Raw genomic sequence first — 15,169 nt, forward strand, 5'->3', positions numbered from 1 at the left:
CAGAATCTACGCGCGTCGTTGACCATTTCCAGAGGAGATCAAGACATGCCCTTGAATCGCCGGAAGTTCCTGAAGAAGTCCGCCGCCACCGGGGCGGGAGTGGCGATCGCCGGAGCGGCAGCGACTCCGGCACAGGCCTCCATCAGGCCCGCCCGGCACCCCAAGCGGTACTCGCTCACCGTGATGGGCACCACCGACCTGCACGGAAACGTCTTCAACTGGGACTACTTCAAGGACGCGGAGTACACGGACGCCAAGGGCAACGCGCTGGGCCTGGCGCGCATCTCGACCCTGGTGAACCAGGTCCGCAAGGAGAAGGGCCGCCGCAACACCCTGCTCCTTGACGCCGGTGACACCATCCAGGGCACCCCGCTGACGTATTACTACGCCAAGGTCGACCCGATCACCGCCAAGGGCGGCCCGGTGCACCCGATGGCGCAGGCCATGAACGCGATCGGGTACGACGCGGCGGCGCTCGGCAACCACGAGTTCAACTACGGCATCGAGACCCTGCGCAGGTTCCAGGACCAGCTGTGCTTCCCGCTGCTCGGTGCCAACGCGGTCGACGCGAAGACCCTCAAGCCCGCTTTCCCGCCGTACTTCATGCAGAAATTCCACGTCCCTGGCGCCCCGCCGGTCAGGGTCGCCGTGCTCGGCCTGACCAACCCGGGCATCGCGATCTGGGACAAGGCCCATGTCCAGGGCAAGCTGGCCTTCCCGGGTCTTGAGGAGCAGGCCGCGAAGTGGGTGCCCAAGCTGCGGGCGATGGGTGCGGACGTGGTCGTGGTCTCGGCCCACTCCGGCACCTCGGGCACGTCGTCCTACGGCGACCAGGTGCCGTACGTCGAGAACGCGGCCGCGAACATGGCCAGGCAGGTGCCGGGCATCGACGCCATCCTGGTCGGCCACGCGCACGTGGAGATCCCGGAGCTGAAGGTCACCAACGAAGTCACCGGCAGGGCCGTCGTCCTCTCCGAGCCGCTCTGCCATGCCGAGCGCCTCACCCTCTTCAACATCGAGCTGGTGTTCACCAAGGGCAGCTGGGAGGTGGAGTCGGTCGCCGCCTCGCTGCGCAACTCCAACACCGTCGGCGACGACCCGAAGATCACCCGGCTGCTGGAGGACGAGCACGCGAAGGTCGTCGCGTACGTCAACCAGGTCGTCGGCACCGCCACCGAGACGCTCACCACGGTCGAGGCCCGCTACCGGGACGCCCCGATCATCGACCTGATCACCAAGGTCCAGGAGGACGTGGTCAAGGCGGCCCTGGCGAGCACCGAGTACGCCTCGCTCCCGGTGATCGCCCAGGCCTCGCCGTTCTCCCGGACCTCCGAGATCCCGGCAGGCGAGGTCACCATCCGGGACCTGTCGAGCCTGTACGTGTACGACAACACCCTGGTCGCCAAGCTGATGACGGGCGCGCAGATCCGCTCCTACCTGGAGTACTCGGCGGAGTACTTCGTGCGGACGGCCGCCGGCGCGCCTGTCGACGTGGAGAAGCTGACCAACGCCAACAACCGTCCGGACTACAACTACGACTATGTCTCGGGCCTCCGGTACGAGATCGACATCGCACAGGCGGCCGGGTCCCGGATCAGGAACCTCACCTACGACGGTGCCCCCTCGACGACGCCCGGCAGCTCGTGCTCGCGGTGAACAACTACCGTGCCAACGGCGGCGGCGCGTTCCCGTACGTCGCCTCGGCCAAGGAGCTGTGGTCGGAGTCGACGGAGATCCGCACCCGGATCGCGGAGTGGGTGACCGCCAGGGGCGTCCTGGACCCGAAGGACTTCGCGTCGGCGGACTGGAAGCTGACCCGCGACGGCACGCCGGTGTTCTGACGGGTTGGAGGGCGCCGGTCCCCGGACCGGCGCCGTTCACTCAGTCGACGAGGGGGGTGAGCTGCCTCGGCCGCTGCCCGTTCTGCGTCGGCACCCTCTCCTCCGGCCGGTCCAGGCCGAAGCTGGTGAAGGCCGTACGGGTGGGCAGCGGATAGGGGTTCTTGCCGGTGAGGGAGTTGAGGATGGTGGCGCTGCGCCAGGCGGCGAGGCCGAGGTCGGGGGTGCCGACGCCGTGGGTGTGGAGTTCGGCGTTCTGCACATAGGCCGATCCCGTCACCGACGGGTCGAGGACCAGCCGGAACCGGTCGTCCACGCGCGGGCGTTCACTGCTGTCCCGGCGCAGATAGGGGTCGAGTCCGGCGAGCAGCCGGCCGAGGGGGCGCTCCCGGTAGCCGGTGGCAAGGACCACGGCGTCGGTGGCGAGCCGGGAGCGGCTGCCCTGCTGGATGTGTTCCAGGTGGAGTTCGATCTTGGTGGTGGCGATGCGTCCGGCCGTACGGACCTGGACCCCGGGCGTGAGGACGGCGTCGGGCCAGCCGCCGTGCAGGGTGCGGCGGTAGAGCTCGTCGTGGATGGCGGCGATGGTGTCGGCGTCGATGCCCCGGTGCAGCCGCCACTGGGAGGTGACAAGACCGTCGCGGACGGGCTCGGTGAGGGCGTGGAAGTAGCGGGTGTAGTCGGGCGTGAAGTGCTCCAGGCCGAGTTTGGAGTACTCCATGGGCGCGAAGGCCTCGCTGCGTCCGATCCAGTGCAGCTTCTCGCGGCCCGCCGGTCGGTGCCGCAGCAGGTCGAGGAAGACCTCGGCGCCGGACTGTCCGGAGCCGACGACGGTGACATGCTCGGCGGCGAGGAAGGCCTCGCGGTGGTCGAGGTAGTCGGCCGCGTGCACGACAGGCACACCGGCCGACTCCACGAGGGGTTTGAGCGGGTCGGGCACATGGGGAACCGTGCCGACGCCGAGCACGACGTTCTTCGCGTACGTCCGGCCCAGGGCCTCGGCCTCACCCTCGGCGTCGAGCTGGGTGAAGTCGACCTCGAACAGGTCCCGTTCGGAGTTCCAGCGGACCGCGTCCACCTGATGCGAGAAACGCAGCCCGGGCAGGCTCTCGGCGACCCAGCGGCAGTACGCGTCGTACTCGGCGCGCTGGATGTGGAAGCGCTCGGCGAAGTAGAAGGGGTAGAGCCGGTCGCGGGACTTGAGGTAGTTGAGGAAGGACCAGGGGCTGGCGGGATCGGCGAGGGTCACCAGGTCGGCGAGGAACGGTACCTGGATGGTGGCGCCGTCGATCAGCAGCCCGGGGTGCCAGTCGAAGCCGGGGCGCTGCTCGTAGAAGACGGCGTCCAGCTCGGCGAGCGGGTGGGCGAGGGCGGCGAGGGAGAGGTTGAACGGTCCGACGCCGATGCCGACCAGGTCGCGGGGTGCTTCCGGCTCGAGATGTGGGGGGTTGGGCATCGAGCTCATTGGGGCGTCGTTCCTTCCACGAGTTTGAGGAGGACGGCCAGTTCGTCCGGCCGGGTGTGAGGGTTGAGGAGGGTGGCCTTGAGCCAGAGCCGGCCGTCGAGCCGGGCCCGGCCGAGGACGGCCCGGCCGTCGTGCAGCAGCCTGCGCCGTACGTCGGCGACGTCGTCGTCGGTGGCTGAGGCGGGGCGGAACAGCACCGTGCTGATGTTCGGCCGGTCGTAGAGCTCGAAACCGGGGTGCTCCCGGACCAGGGCCGCGAACTCCCGTGCCCGTGCGCACACCTGGTCGACCAGGGCGCCGAGCCCGGAGCGGCCCAGGGTCCTGAGGGTGACCGCGATCTTGAGGACGTCGGGGCGCCGGGTGGTGCGCAGGGAGCGGCCGAGCAGGTCGGGGTAGCCGGCCTCGGTGTCGTCGTCGGCGTTGAGGTAGTCGGCGTGGTGGTGGAGTACGCCGAGCTCGGCCGGGCGGGCGACCGCGAGGAGGCCGGCGGCGACCGGCTGCCAGCCGAGTTTGTGCAGGTCGAGGGTGACGGTGTGGGCACGTTCCAGGCCGGCGAGTTTGTCCCGGTGCCGGTCGCTGAAGGCGAGGCCGCCTCCGTAGGCGGCGTCGATGTGCAGCCGGGCGCCATGGGCCGCGCACAGGCCCGCGATCTCGGGGAGCGGGTCGATGAGACCGGCGTCGGTGGTGCCGGCGGTCGCGGCCACGACGAACGGTTTCGGCAGGTGGGTGAGGGCGGCGTGGAGGGCGGCCGGGTCGAGGGTGCCGTTCGGCGCCGGGACCACGACCGGGTCGGGCAGGCCCAGCAGCCAGGCGGCGCGGGGCAGCGAGTGGTGGGCGTTGGCGCCGCAGACCAGCCGGACACCGCCGCCGAGGGCCTCGCGGGCGAGGAGGAGGGCAAGCTGGTTGGACTCGGTGCCGCCGGTGGTGACCACGGCGTCGGAGAGGCCGATGGCATGGGCGAGGGCGCGGGTGACCATGGCTTCCAGGGCGGAGGCGGCCGGCGCCTGGTCCCAGGAGTCCAGCGAGGGGTTGAGGGCACTCGCGGCGAGGTCTGCGGCGGTGGCGACGGCGAGCGGTGGGCAGTGCAGATGCGCCGCGCACAGCGGGTCGGCGGGGTCGGCCGCGCCTGCCGCGAGGGCGGTCACCAAGGTGTGCAGGGCCTCGGGGTCGCCGTCGTCCGGGAGTACGTCCCCGACGGCGTCCGCGACCCGCTGGGCCACCGCCTCCGGTCCGCCGGCCGGCAGCGGGCCGCCGCGGGCCCGGCCGCCGTCGCGCAGCGCGTCGAGGACGGTGTCGAGCAGGGGCCGCAGGGCGTCGGGGCCCTGGGGTCCGGATGCGAGGGGCGGCGTGCTCATGGGATCTCCTCGGGGCGCCGGCCGAAAGGGGTTGTCCGCGGGGGGAGTTCCAGCTTGTACGGGATGGGGTCTGCGCGCCCCCGAGGCTCAACGATCGAGACCCCGAAGTGGGTACTGCCGTGCGGGGAAAACGTGTCGGGGGCGGTGTGCCGCGGGCGCGTCGGAGCAGACGGGGAAAGGGCGTTGAGACCGGGGCTGACCGGGGTTAACGTCGGTCGGGTGGTTGACGCGTGGATGATCGACGTGCCCGGTGAGCGGGTGCTGGTGCGGGAGCCGCTGCCCTCGGACGAGGCGCCGCTGCTCGACCTGTTCGAGGCGTGCGAGGACTGGTTCGTGGCGGCGACGGGACTGCCGTCGGGGCCGGGCGATGTGCAGAGCCTGTTCTACGGGCTGCCCGAGGGCGCCGAACCGGACGACAAGGTGCTGCTCGTTCTGGAGCGGGACGGGGTCGTCACGGGCCTGGTGGACGCGGTACGGAACCATCCGGTGCCCGGTGGGGTCGCGGTGGGCCTGTTCCTGCTGGCGCCCTGGGCGCGGGGCCGGGGCCTCGGGCGGGCGCTGGCCGAGTCGCTGCTCGCGCACGCCGAGGGCGTGTCCCTGGTGACGGCGAGCGTGCCGCCTCGCTGGCGGTCGGGAGAACGCTTCCTGCAGCGCCTGGGCTTCACGCTGGGTGCGGAGGCGCCCAGGGCGGCCGAGGTGGGCAACCGGCGTGCGGGGCCCCGGGAAAGGGGCCTGCGGAGGGCGGAACTGCGACTGACGGCGGGTTGAAAGCTCTGGTCAGGGCTGGAAGTCGGCCGCGTGGTCCTCGGCCCACTGCTCGAAGGTGCGGGCCGGGCTGCCGGTGATCTCCTCGACCGTACCGGTGATCTCCGGCGCGACGCCGACGGTGTCCGCGAAGGTCTTCAGGAGGCCCTTGACCAGTTCCTGCGGTGTCTGCGGGAAGAGCAGCGGGGCCGCCTCCTCCGGCCCCACCTCGGCAAAGGCCAGCTCCCGGCCGACGGCCCGCCCGATCGCGGCGATCTGGCCGGCGTTGGTGGTGGCGGCGGGACCGGTGAGGCGGTGAACGGCGTCCTCGTGACCGTCGTCCAGGAGGGCGCGTTCCGCGACGGCGGCGATGTCGTCCTCGTGGATGGGTGCTGTGACCATGTCGGCGAAGACGCCGCGGACGGTGTTGCCGGCGCGGATCTGGGGCGCCCACTGGAGGGCGTTGGTGGCGAACGCGTTGGGGCGCAGGAACGTCCAGGCGAGGCCGCTCTCGCGGATCTTCCGCTCGGCCGTGGCGTGCATGGCGTGGATCGGGTGGGTTTCGTCCGCGCCCTCCCGGATGATCCCGGAGGAGAGCAGGACGACCTGCCGCACGCCGGCCGCGCGGGCCGCGTCCAGGAGCTCGGGCATGCGCCCGCCGGCGCCCTGGACGTAAAGGAAGACCTTGTCCGCCCCCTCGAACAGGGCGGCCTGGTCGTCCGGCCGGAACTTGACCACCTCGGCCTTGTCGGGCAGTCCGGCCCGCTCCGGGGCACGGGTGAGCGCCCGCACGGGCCGCCCGTCGGCGACGAGCCGTCCGACGAGGGCACGTCCGACGTTGCCGGTGGCACCGGTCACTACGATCACGGGACTCTCCTTGAGGCGCTGGCCGTTCTTGACGACCGAGCCTAGAAGCGGCGGCCGGTACGCGCATCGTCATCAGGGACCAGCCGCACTCGTGCCGCCCTACGTCGGCGGCCGTAGGACCTGTCTGACAATTCGCGTCGTCGCCCGAAGGGCGGCCGCGCGGCGTCAGGTGCGTGCTCCGGAGTCCCCCCGGCCGAAGGCTGGGGGAGGGTGCACGGCGTCGCGCGGCAGACGAGAATCGTCAGACAGGCCTAGGCCTCGCGGACCCGCAACGCCCGCTCCAGGTCGTCGAGTTCGTCGGTCAGGCGGCGGCGCAGGGCCGTGACCGGGTCGGCGTCGCGCAGACAGGCGCGGCCCAGGGCGAGGTTCTCGGCGTCGACGGCGTGGGTGGGGAAGGCCTCGCGGCCGGCGACGGCGGCGATGGCGGGTCCGCGCCGGGCGGCGACGGCGGCCGCGTCCCGGTAGTAGCGAGGCACGTACTCCCGGACCAGGTCGGCCTGTTCGGGGTGCCAGAAGCCCTGGGCGGTGGCCGTGAACAGGTAGTTGGACAGGTCGTCGCCGGTGAACATCGTCTCCCAGGCCCTGCGCTTGGCCTCGGGGTCGGGCAGCGCGGCCCGGCAGCGGGCGGCGCCCTCCTGGCCGCTGGCGCTGGGGTCGCGGGCCAGCTCGGCGGCGATCTGCGCCTCGTCGGTGGCGCCGAGCACGGCGAGCCGGCTCAGGATGCGCCAGCGCAGTTCGGGGTCGAGCTCGGGGCCGCCCGGCACGGTGCCCTCGGCGAGCCAGGCGGCGATGGTGTCGGGGTGGGCGGCCGCCCGGATGAAGTGCCGTACGGCGATCAGGCGCAGGCCGGGGTTGTCGCCGTCCTCGGTGCGCCGGATGAGGGCGCGGCACAGGGCGAAGACGGTGGCGAGGGCGGCCGGGCGGTCCTCCGGCCTGAGGTACCGGTCGACGACATGGACCGCGGTGAAGGCCAGCACACCCTGGACGAGGGCGAGGTCGGTCTCGCGCGGGAGGTGGGCGCGGGCGGTCTCCAGGTAGTCGGCGGGCGGCAGTTCGCCGTCGCGGACCGCGTCCCGCAGGGCGTTCCAGACCACCGCGCGGGTGAGCGGGTCGGGCAGGCCCGACAGGTCGGCGCGGACGGTCCTGGCGGACTCGGTGTCGAAGCGGACCTTGGCGTAGGTCAGGTCGCCGTCGTTGAGCAGGAGCAGGGCGGGGCGCCTGCCGAGGACCTGCGGGGCGGTCTGCGGGATGTCGAGGTCGATGCGCTCGCGCAGGGTGAGCCGGCCCTCGTCGGTGAGGTCCCGGTCGTAGACGCCGACGCAGACGCGGTGGGGGCGGCCGCCGGTGCGCTCGACGGTCAGGGTGCGGGTGCCGTCGGGGGCGGTGGCCAGGGCCGGGGTGAGGGTGTCGACGCCGGTGGTGCGCAGCCAGGCGTCGGCCCAGGCGTGCACATCGCGTTCGGTGGCGGCGGCGAGGGAGTCGATGAAGTCGGCGAGGGTGGCGTTGCCGAACCGGTGCCGCCGGAAGTGGATGTTGATGCCGGCGAGGAAGTCCTTCTCGCCCATCCAGGCGACCAGCTGGCGCAGCGCGGAGGCGCCCTTGGCGTAGGAGATGCCGTCGAAGTTGAGCAGGGCGGCGGCGGTGTCGTCGACGGCCTCGGGGGCGACCGGGTGAGTGGAGGGGCGCTGGTCGGCGTCGTAGCCCCAGGCCTTGCGGGCCACCCCGAAGTCGACCCAGGTGTCGGTGAAGCGGGTGGCCTCGGTGAGGGTCTGGTAGCCCATGTACTCGGCGAACGACTCGTTGAGCCAGATGTCGTCCCACCACTTCAGGGTGACGAGGTCGCCGAACCACATGTGGGCCATCTCGTGGGCGATGACCATCGCGCGGGTCTGCCGTTCGGTGTCGGTGACGGCGGAGCGGTAGACGAACTCGTCGCGGAAGGTGACCAGGCCGGGGTTCTCCATGGCACCGGCGTTGAACTCGGGGACGAACGCCTGGTCGTAGGAGTCGAAGGGGTAGGGCTCCTCGAACTTCTCGTGGTAGCGGTCGTAGCACGCGCGCGTGACGTCGAGGATCTCGTCGGCGTCGGCGTCGAGGTGCGGCGCCAGCGAGCGGCGGCAGTGGATGCCGAAGGGCAGGCCGCGGTGTTCGGTGCGCACCGAGTGCCAGGGGCCGGCGGCGACGGCGACCAGGTAGGTGGAGATCAGCGGGGTGGCGGCGGCCCGCCAGCGGCCCTCGCCGAGGTGCTCGGTGACCCCGTTGGCGAGGACGGTCCAGCCTTGGGGAGCGGTGACGGACAGCTCGAAGACGGCCTTCAGGTCGGGCTGGTCGAAGGCGGCGAAGACGCGCTGCACATCGTCCAGGAAGAGCTGTGTGTAGACGTAGGTCTCGTCGTCCGTGGGGTCGGTGAACCGGTGCATGCCCTCGCCGGTGCGGGAGTAGCGCATCGTGGCGTCGACGCGCAGCTCGTGCTCCCCGGCGGTGAGGCTCTTCAGGGGCAGCCGGTCCTGGTCCAGCGTCCCGGGGTCGAGGGGCTGTCCGTCGAGGCTGACGGCGCGCAGTGCGACGGGCTTCATCTCGACGAAGGTGTCGCCGTCGGATCGGGCCGTGAACCTGATCACGGTTCGGGAGTCGAAGGTCTCGTCCCCGGTGGTCAGGTCGAGGTCGATCGTGTAGCGGTGGACGTCGAGGAGCTCGGCGCGGCTCTGCGCTTCGTCGCGAGTCAGTACGGACATGCGGGCCATGCTGCCCGATGACACCGACAACGCACAGGGGCAGGAGTGGTACGCGGCTTATGTCCGGTCCGCAGCCGCGCGGGACGAGACGGCGCTGGTGGGCGCGGTGCGGCCGGCGGCCGGCCGTTCGTTGAGCACCTGTTCGAGCGCCTCGTCACCGCTGGTGGCCCGGCGGGGCCGAGGCGCCCTCCGGCACGTACGGCCGGGTCAGTGCGCGTCCGCCGCCCGGCCTCCGACGGTGTCCTCGGCGATGGATTCGTGGTGCCGGATCACCTCGGCGATGATGAAGTTCAGGAATTTCTCGGCGAAGGCGGGGTCGAGCTTGGCGTTCTCGGCGAGGGCGCGGAGCCGGGCGATCTGGCGGGCCTCGCGGGCCGGGTCGGCCGGGGGCAGCCGGTGGACCGCCTTGAGACGGCCGACCTGCTGGGTGGCCTTGAAGCGTTCGGCGAGCATGTGGACGACGGCCGCGTCGATGTTGTCGATGCTGTCGCGCAGCCGGCCGAGCTCGGCGCGGACGGCGGGATCGACGTCACCGGTACCGGTGTTGCTGGTGGTCATGGGCGTCAACCCTAAGGGGACGACCGCGTGATCACTAAGGGTCTTCGTCAAGGCCGCCTTCGCCCAGGCCGCCTTCCCTCAGGCCGTCGTCCCTCAGGCCGTCGTCGCTCAGGCCGTCGTCCCTCAGGCCGCCTTCGCTCAGGCCGTCGTCCCTCAGGCCGTCGTCCCTCAGGCCGCCTTCGCCCAGGCCGTCGTTCCAGTCGTCGGGGACGGCGCGGCTCTGCTGGGCGCGGAAGCGTACGGGGGCAATGCCGACGCGGCGGGTGAACAGGCGGGAGAAGTAGGCGGGGTCGTCGTAGCCGACGCGGCGGGCGACGGCGGCGACGGACAGTTCCGTGGTGGCGAGGAGTTCCTGGGCGCGGCCGAGCCGGATGCCGATCAGATAGTCCTTGGGGCTGCACCCGGCGATCCGGCGGACGGCGGTACGCAGCTCGGCCGGGGTCATGCCGTGCCGGGCCGCGTGGTCGGCGACGGTCATGCCGGTGCAGGCGTCCCGGGCGAGCGCCTGCAGCACCGGGTCCCCGTCGGGCGCGAGGTCGGCGCGCGCCCGACGCAGGGCGACAAGGAGCTCGTGCACGGCGGCGCCGGTCTCGACCTCCAGGAGGGGGTTTCCGTGGCGGGCGGCCCGGGCGATACGGGCGATGACGTCCCGGGGTCCGGCGGCGTCCGCGAGGGGCACCACGGGCCGCTCGGGCTCGATGTAGCCGAGTTCCGTGTAGGTCGCGGTGTCGGGCCCGGTGAAGGTCACGAAGCCCTCGTCCCAGCCGCTGTCCGGGTCGGGCCCGTAGTGGTGCGGAACGCCCGGCGTCAGCCACACCAGCGCGGGCGCGGTGACGGTCGTACGGCGCCCGTCGGGCGTGCGGTACCAGCCCCGGCCCGAGCTGATCACCACGGCGACGTGCCCGTCGAGGACGCGCGGGCCGACGGCGGGCACCGCGCCGTACTGGAGGCCGACGCCCTGGCAGACCAGGCCGAGGCGGTGATGGACGGCGCCCGGTGTGAAGAACCGCATCCAGGTGTGGAAGATCGGCGCTCCGCCCGGCACTGCGCGCCCCCTCATCGGCGTCTCTTCCGTCCAAGTGCTGCCGATCTTTGTCCATGGTCCAGGCGCCCGCCAGGGGGCCAAGGTGAGCCTATGAGCGACTTCACGGTGGGCGAAACGGATTTCCTTCTGGACGGCCGGCCGGTGCGGCTGCTGTCCGGCGCGCTGCACTACTTCCGGGTGCACGAGGAGCAGTGGGGCCACAGGCTGGCGCTGCTGCGCGCCATGGGGCTGAACTGCGTGGAGACGTACGTCCCGTGGAACCTGCACGAGCCGCGCCGCGGCTCCTTCCGGGACGTCCCGGCCCTCGGCCGCTTCCTGGACGCGGCGCGCGAGGCGGGCCTGTGGGCGATCGTGCGCCCGGGGCCGTACATCTGCGCGGAGTGGGAGAACGGCGGTCTGCCGCACTGGGTGACGGGCGAGCTGGGCGCACGGGCACGCACGCGTGACGAGCGTTTCCTCCAGTACGTGGACAGCTGGTTCCACCAGCTGCTGTCCGAGGTCGTGCCCCGGCAGCTGGACCGGGGCGGCCCGGTGATCATGGTCCAGGTCGAGAACGAGTACGGCAGCTACGGCTCCGACGCCGACTACCTGACCCACCTCACCGGCCTGCTGCGCGCCGAGGGCGTCACGGTGCCGCTGGTCACCTCGGACGGCCCCGAGGACCACATGCTCACCGGCGGCTCGGTCCCCGGGCTGCTCGCGACGGTCAACTTCGGCTCCCACGCGCGCGTGGCCTTCGAGACCCTGCGCCGGCACCAGCCGCGGGGCCCGCTGATGTGCATGGAGTTCTGGTGCGGCTGGTTCGACCACTGGGGCGGCGAGCACGTCGTACGGGACGCCGAGGACGCGGCGGCGGCGCTGCGCGAGATCCTCGATTGCGGGGCCTCCGTGAACGTGTACATGGCGCACGGCGGCACCAACTTCGCCGGCTGGGCGGGCGCCAACCGGCCCGGCGGCGAGCTGCACGAGGGCCCGCTGGAGGCGGATGTGACGTCGTACGACTACGACGCGCCGATCGACGAGTACGGCCGCCCCACGGAGAAGTTCTGGCGCTTCCGGGAGGTGCTGGCCGAGTACCATGCCGAGCCCCTGCCCGAACCGCCGCCCGCGCCGGCCGTGTTGGCCTCGGCGACGGACGTGCGGGTCACCGGCTGGGCGCCCCTGGCCGGCGTCCTGGATGCGCTCGGCGGCCCGGAACGCGTCCACGCCGTCCCGCCCACCTTCGAGGAGCTGGGCATCGGCCGGGGCCTGGTCCGCTACGAGGCGGACGTACCGGGACCACGCGGGCCGTATCCGCTCACCGCGCGGGGGCTGCGCGATCTGGCGGTCGTGTACGTCGACGGGGAGCGGGCCGGCGTGCTCACCGAGGAGGAGCCCCAGCTCAGGAAACCGGTCACCGGCCCCGCGCGCGTGGAGCTCTGGGTGGAGTCCCTGGGGCGCGTCAACTACGGCCCCCGCTCCGGCGAGACGAAGGGCATCACCGGCGGCCTACTGCACGAACGCCAGTTCCTGCACGGGGTACGCGCGCGTGGGCTCGATCTGGACGCGTTCGAGGGGGGTGTGGCGGCGGTCCCGTTCGGCTCTCCACCGGAGGACGGCGCACCCGGGCTCTACCGGGGGACGGTGACGGTTCACGGTGCTGGGGACGCGCGTGTGGAACTCCCCGGCTGGACGCGGGGTTTCGTCTGGGTCAACGGCTTCAACGTGGGCCGCTACTGGTCGGCGGGACCGCAGGAGTCGCTGTACGTACCAGCGCCGGTCCTGAGGGAGGGCGAGAACGAGGTATGGGTCCTGGAGCTCGAGGACACTGATCAAGGAACGGTCCGGATGGCGCCCCTCTAGGGGCGCGGGACCGTATCCGCATACAGTGGAAAAAAAGCTCCGGCGGCGTCTGTGGGGGTAAGGACGTGGCGAACGGCGGCCCCGTGGAACACGGCTACCCGCACCTGGACACGGTGCGGGCCGCCATCACGGCGTTGTACCGGCGCCTGTCGTACGACACCGTCCAGACCTTCGCCACCAGCGTGCTCCCCGCCGACGTCGCGTTCTGCGACACCGACGACCTCCACCTCGGCGCCCAGCGGGTCGCCCACGAGATCGTCCGGCACTTCCGGCTGCCGGACGCCCGGATGGTCGTCGGCTTCCGGGAGATGACCCACGCGGCGAACGTCGAACTCACCGCGGGCCCCGAGTACTTCGTCGAGCTGAACGACCGTTTCCGCACCCACCGCAGTGACATCGGCGCGGCCCTCGCCCACGAGGTGATGCACGTCTATCTGCACCGGCTGGACCTGTCCTTCCCGAGCATCCCGGAGAACGAGATCCTCACGGACACGGCCACCACCTACCTGGGCGCGGGCTGGCTGCTGCTCGACGCGTACCGGGAGCACGGTGAGGCGTCCCAGAAGCTGGGCTATCTCACCCCGGAGGAGTTCGGCTACGTCCTGGCCAAGCGGTCCCTCGTCTTCCACGAGGACCCGTCCGTGTGGTTCACCAGCCCGCAGGCCTACACGGCGTACGAGAAGGGCAGGGCCCGGGCCCGCCAGGACGAGGAGCAGCCGCCGCTGACCGCGGCGGGCTGGGCGGGCCGCCGCCGCTACGCCCGGGACCGCCGCCACGCCCCCGCGGCCCCGGCCCCGCAGTCCGCCGCGCCCTACACCTTCACCCCCGACGGCGGCGGCCGGCTGCGGGTCTCGTTCCCGTGTCCGACCTGCCACCAGCGGATCAGGGTGCCGGTGCGGGGCCGGGTACGGGCCCGGTGCTCGCTGTGCCGGACGGTGCTGGAGTGCGACACCTGAGCGGGGCCGCGGTCACGCCCCGTACACCGCCCCCGGCGCCGCCGCCTCGGCAAGCAGTTTCAGTGCCGTCTCCCCCGCCTCGGCCGGGGTCCGGCGGGCGCCCCTGTCGGCGGTCGGCCCCGCTCGCCAGCCCTCCATGACGGTGATCCGGCCGCCCTCGGTCTCGAACACCCGCCCGGTGACTCCGGCGCTCGCGGCGGAACCCAGCCAGACCACGAGCGGGGAGACGTTCTCCGGGGCCATGGCGTCGAAACCGGAGCCGGGGGCGGCCATGGTCTCGGCGAAGGTGCGCTCGGTCATCCGGGTCCGGGCGGCCGGGGCGACGGCGTTGACCTGGACGCCGTAGCGGGCCAGTTCGGCGGCCGCGACCAGGGTGAGGCCGAGGATGCCGGCCTTGGCGGCGCTGTAGTTGCCCTGCCCGACCGAGCCCAACAGGCCGGCTCCGCTGCTGGTGTTCACGATCCGGGCCACCGGGGTGCGGCCCGCCTTGGCCTCGGCCCGCCAGTGCGCGGCCGCGTGCCGCAGCGGCAGGAAGTGACCCTTGAGGTGGACTCGCATGACCGCGTCCCAGTCGTCCTCGCCGAGGTTGACGAGCATGCGGTCGCGCAGGAACCCGGCGTTGTTCACGAGGGTGTCGAGCCGGCCGTAGGTCTCGACGGCCGTTCCGATCAATGAGGCGGCCCCCTCGGTGGTCGCGATGTCACCGCCGTGTGCGACCGCCTCGCCGCCGGCCGCGCGGATCTCGTCCACGACGGCCCCTGCGGGACTGTCCGGCCCCGGCACGCCGTCGAGGGCGACTCCGAGGTCGTTGACGACGACCCGGGCGCCCTCGGCGGCGAAGGCCAGCGCGTGGGCCCGGCCGAGCCCGCGCCCGGCGCCGGTGACGACCACCACCCGGCCCGCGCAGATTCCGCTCATCTCAGTCCTCCTTGTCGGACGGCTTGTTGACGGTCGCGGCATCGAGAAAGGGAGGCCGCTCCCCGCCGCCGTGCACCAGCAGGCTCGCCCCGCTGATGTAGGCGGCCGCGTCGGAGGCGAGGAAGACGGCGGCGGCGCCGATGTCGGACGGGGCGGCGAGGCGGCCGAGCGGGACGGTGCGGGAGACGGCGTCGATGCCGTCCTGGCCGCCGTAGTGGAGGTGGGCCAGCTCGGTGCGGACCATGCCGACGACCAGTGTGTTGACCCGGACCTCCGGTGCCCACTCCACCGCCATGGACCGGGCGAGGTTCTCCAGTCCGGCCTTGGCCGCGCCGTAGGCGGCCGAGCCAGGCGAGGGGCGGCCGCCGCTGACACTGCCGATCATCACCACCGCTCCCCGGGCCTGTCGCAGGTGCTCGTACGCGGCGAGGGATGCGGTCAGCGGGGTGAGGAGGTTCAGCTCGATCACCCGGGCGTGCCGCTCGGCGTCCCCTTCGGCGAGCCGCCGGTAGGGGGTGCCGCCCGCGTTGTTGACGAGCACGTCGACCCGGGGCAGGGCGTCGAAGTAGGCGCGCACGGCGGGTGGGTCGCGCAGGTCGAGGGGGGTGAATTCGACGCCGTCGAGGGGTTGTTCGGGCGGCCGGCGGGCACAGGTCAGCACATGGGCGCCGGCCTCGGCGAAGGCCCGGGCGATCCCGGCGCCCACGCCCCTGGTCCCGCCGGTGACGACGACGGTCCGGCCGTGCAGCGAGTCGTCCACAGGGCCTCGTTCCGGGTTTTCCACAGGGCCTCCCGCTTGCCGGCAGCGACTGCTAGCTTCGAAGCCTCACACCTAACAAATGTTTG

Annotated in this window: 11 protein-coding genes and 1 pseudogene; 4 read left to right on the plus strand and 8 right to left on the minus strand. The window is 72.4% G+C overall.

What is annotated here, in order from left to right; all coding sequences use genetic code 11:
• Positions 1 to 45 precede the first annotated feature (45 nt).
• Positions 46 to 1,841 (plus strand): annotated as a pseudogene (locus tag ACZ7OO_RS07390) (bifunctional metallophosphatase/5'-nucleotidase).
• A 40-nt stretch (positions 1,842 to 1,881) separates the two neighbouring features.
• On the opposite strand, the gene ACZ7OO_RS07395 reads toward ACZ7OO_RS07390, so the two are convergent.
• The gene (locus ACZ7OO_RS07395) at positions 1,882 to 3,294 is read right to left on the minus strand and encodes a lysine N(6)-hydroxylase/L-ornithine N(5)-oxygenase family protein (RefSeq protein ID WP_471502441.1); all 1,413 of its coding nucleotides are present in this window, start codon (positions 3,292 to 3,294) and stop codon (positions 1,882 to 1,884) included.
• Positions 3,295 to 3,299: 5 nt separating this feature from the next.
• Positions 3,300 to 4,658: a pyridoxal phosphate-dependent decarboxylase family protein gene (locus tag ACZ7OO_RS07400; protein ID WP_471502443.1), complete on the minus strand. Its 1,359-nt coding sequence runs from the start codon at positions 4,656 to 4,658 to the stop codon at positions 3,300 to 3,302.
• 219 nt (positions 4,659 to 4,877) lie between these two features.
• Between ACZ7OO_RS07400 and ACZ7OO_RS07405 the strand changes: the two genes are divergently transcribed.
• Entirely contained in the window at positions 4,878 to 5,426 is a 549-nt protein-coding gene (locus tag ACZ7OO_RS07405) for a GNAT family N-acetyltransferase (RefSeq protein ID WP_471502445.1), read from the plus strand.
• Between the two features lie 9 nt (positions 5,427 to 5,435).
• On the opposite strand, the gene ACZ7OO_RS07410 is transcribed toward ACZ7OO_RS07405, so the two are convergent.
• The 4 genes from ACZ7OO_RS07410 to ACZ7OO_RS07425 all read right to left on the minus strand — a co-directional run bounded on the left by ACZ7OO_RS07410 (position 5,436) and on the right by ACZ7OO_RS07425 (position 10,589).
• Complete coding sequence (locus tag ACZ7OO_RS07410) at positions 5,436 to 6,269, minus strand: NAD(P)H-binding protein (protein WP_471502447.1); 834 nt, start codon at positions 6,267 to 6,269, stop codon at positions 5,436 to 5,438.
• Between the two features lie 251 nt (positions 6,270 to 6,520).
• A complete protein-coding gene (pepN, locus tag ACZ7OO_RS07415) occupies positions 6,521 to 9,004 on the minus strand; it encodes an aminopeptidase N (RefSeq protein WP_471502449.1) in 2,484 nt (827 codons plus the stop codon).
• Between the two features lie 207 nt (positions 9,005 to 9,211).
• Positions 9,212 to 9,562 carry a chorismate mutase gene (locus ACZ7OO_RS07420; protein WP_471502451.1) on the minus strand — a complete coding sequence of 117 codons (351 nt, stop codon included), beginning with the start codon at positions 9,560 to 9,562 and terminating at the stop codon, positions 9,212 to 9,214.
• Positions 9,563 to 9,596: 34 nt separating this feature from the next.
• Entirely contained in the window at positions 9,597 to 10,589 is a 993-nt protein-coding gene (locus ACZ7OO_RS07425) for a helix-turn-helix domain-containing protein (protein ID WP_471503374.1), read from the minus strand.
• 108 nt (positions 10,590 to 10,697) lie between these two features.
• Here ACZ7OO_RS07425 and ACZ7OO_RS07430 point away from each other — a divergent pair, with 108 nt between their 5' ends.
• On the plus strand, positions 10,698 to 12,449 hold the full coding sequence (locus ACZ7OO_RS07430; protein ID WP_471502453.1) for a glycoside hydrolase family 35 protein: 1,752 nt from the start codon (positions 10,698 to 10,700) through the stop codon (positions 12,447 to 12,449).
• 65 nt (positions 12,450 to 12,514) lie between these two features.
• A complete protein-coding gene (locus tag ACZ7OO_RS07435; protein WP_471502455.1) occupies positions 12,515 to 13,405 on the plus strand; it encodes a hypothetical protein in 891 nt (296 codons plus the stop codon).
• A gap of 12 nt (positions 13,406 to 13,417) precedes the next feature.
• Here the strand turns inward: ACZ7OO_RS07435 and ACZ7OO_RS07440 are convergent, their stop codons facing one another.
• Both ACZ7OO_RS07440 and ACZ7OO_RS07445 read right to left on the minus strand, forming a co-directional pair.
• Entirely contained in the window at positions 13,418 to 14,323 is a 906-nt protein-coding gene (locus ACZ7OO_RS07440; RefSeq protein WP_471502457.1) for an SDR family oxidoreductase, read from the minus strand.
• Position 14,324: 1 nt separating this feature from the next.
• Positions 14,325 to 15,083 (minus strand): SDR family oxidoreductase, encoded by a 759-nt coding sequence (locus ACZ7OO_RS07445; protein ID WP_471502459.1) that lies wholly within the window; start codon positions 15,081 to 15,083, stop codon positions 14,325 to 14,327.
• Between the last annotated feature and the right edge of the window lie 86 nt (positions 15,084 to 15,169).

This window comes from Streptomyces sp. NPDC111744, from assembly GCF_055634995.1.

Coding starts and splice junctions, on each gene's coding strand:
- ACZ7OO_RS07395 (WP_471502441.1), bottom strand. CDS start 3,294: ATGCCCAACCCCCCACATCTCGAGCCGGAAGCACCCCGCGACCTGGTC.
- ACZ7OO_RS07400 (WP_471502443.1), bottom strand. CDS start 4,658: ATGAGCACGCCGCCCCTCGCATCCGGACCCCAGGGCCCCGACGCCCTG.
- pepN (WP_471502449.1), bottom strand. CDS start 9,004: ATGTCCGTACTGACTCGCGACGAAGCGCAGAGCCGCGCCGAGCTCCTC.
- ACZ7OO_RS07420 (WP_471502451.1), bottom strand. CDS start 9,562: ATGACCACCAGCAACACCGGTACCGGTGACGTCGATCCCGCCGTCCGC.
- ACZ7OO_RS07430 (WP_471502453.1), top strand. CDS start 10,698: ATGAGCGACTTCACGGTGGGCGAAACGGATTTCCTTCTGGACGGCCGG.
- ACZ7OO_RS07440 (WP_471502457.1), bottom strand. CDS start 14,323: ATGAGCGGAATCTGCGCGGGCCGGGTGGTGGTCGTCACCGGCGCCGGG.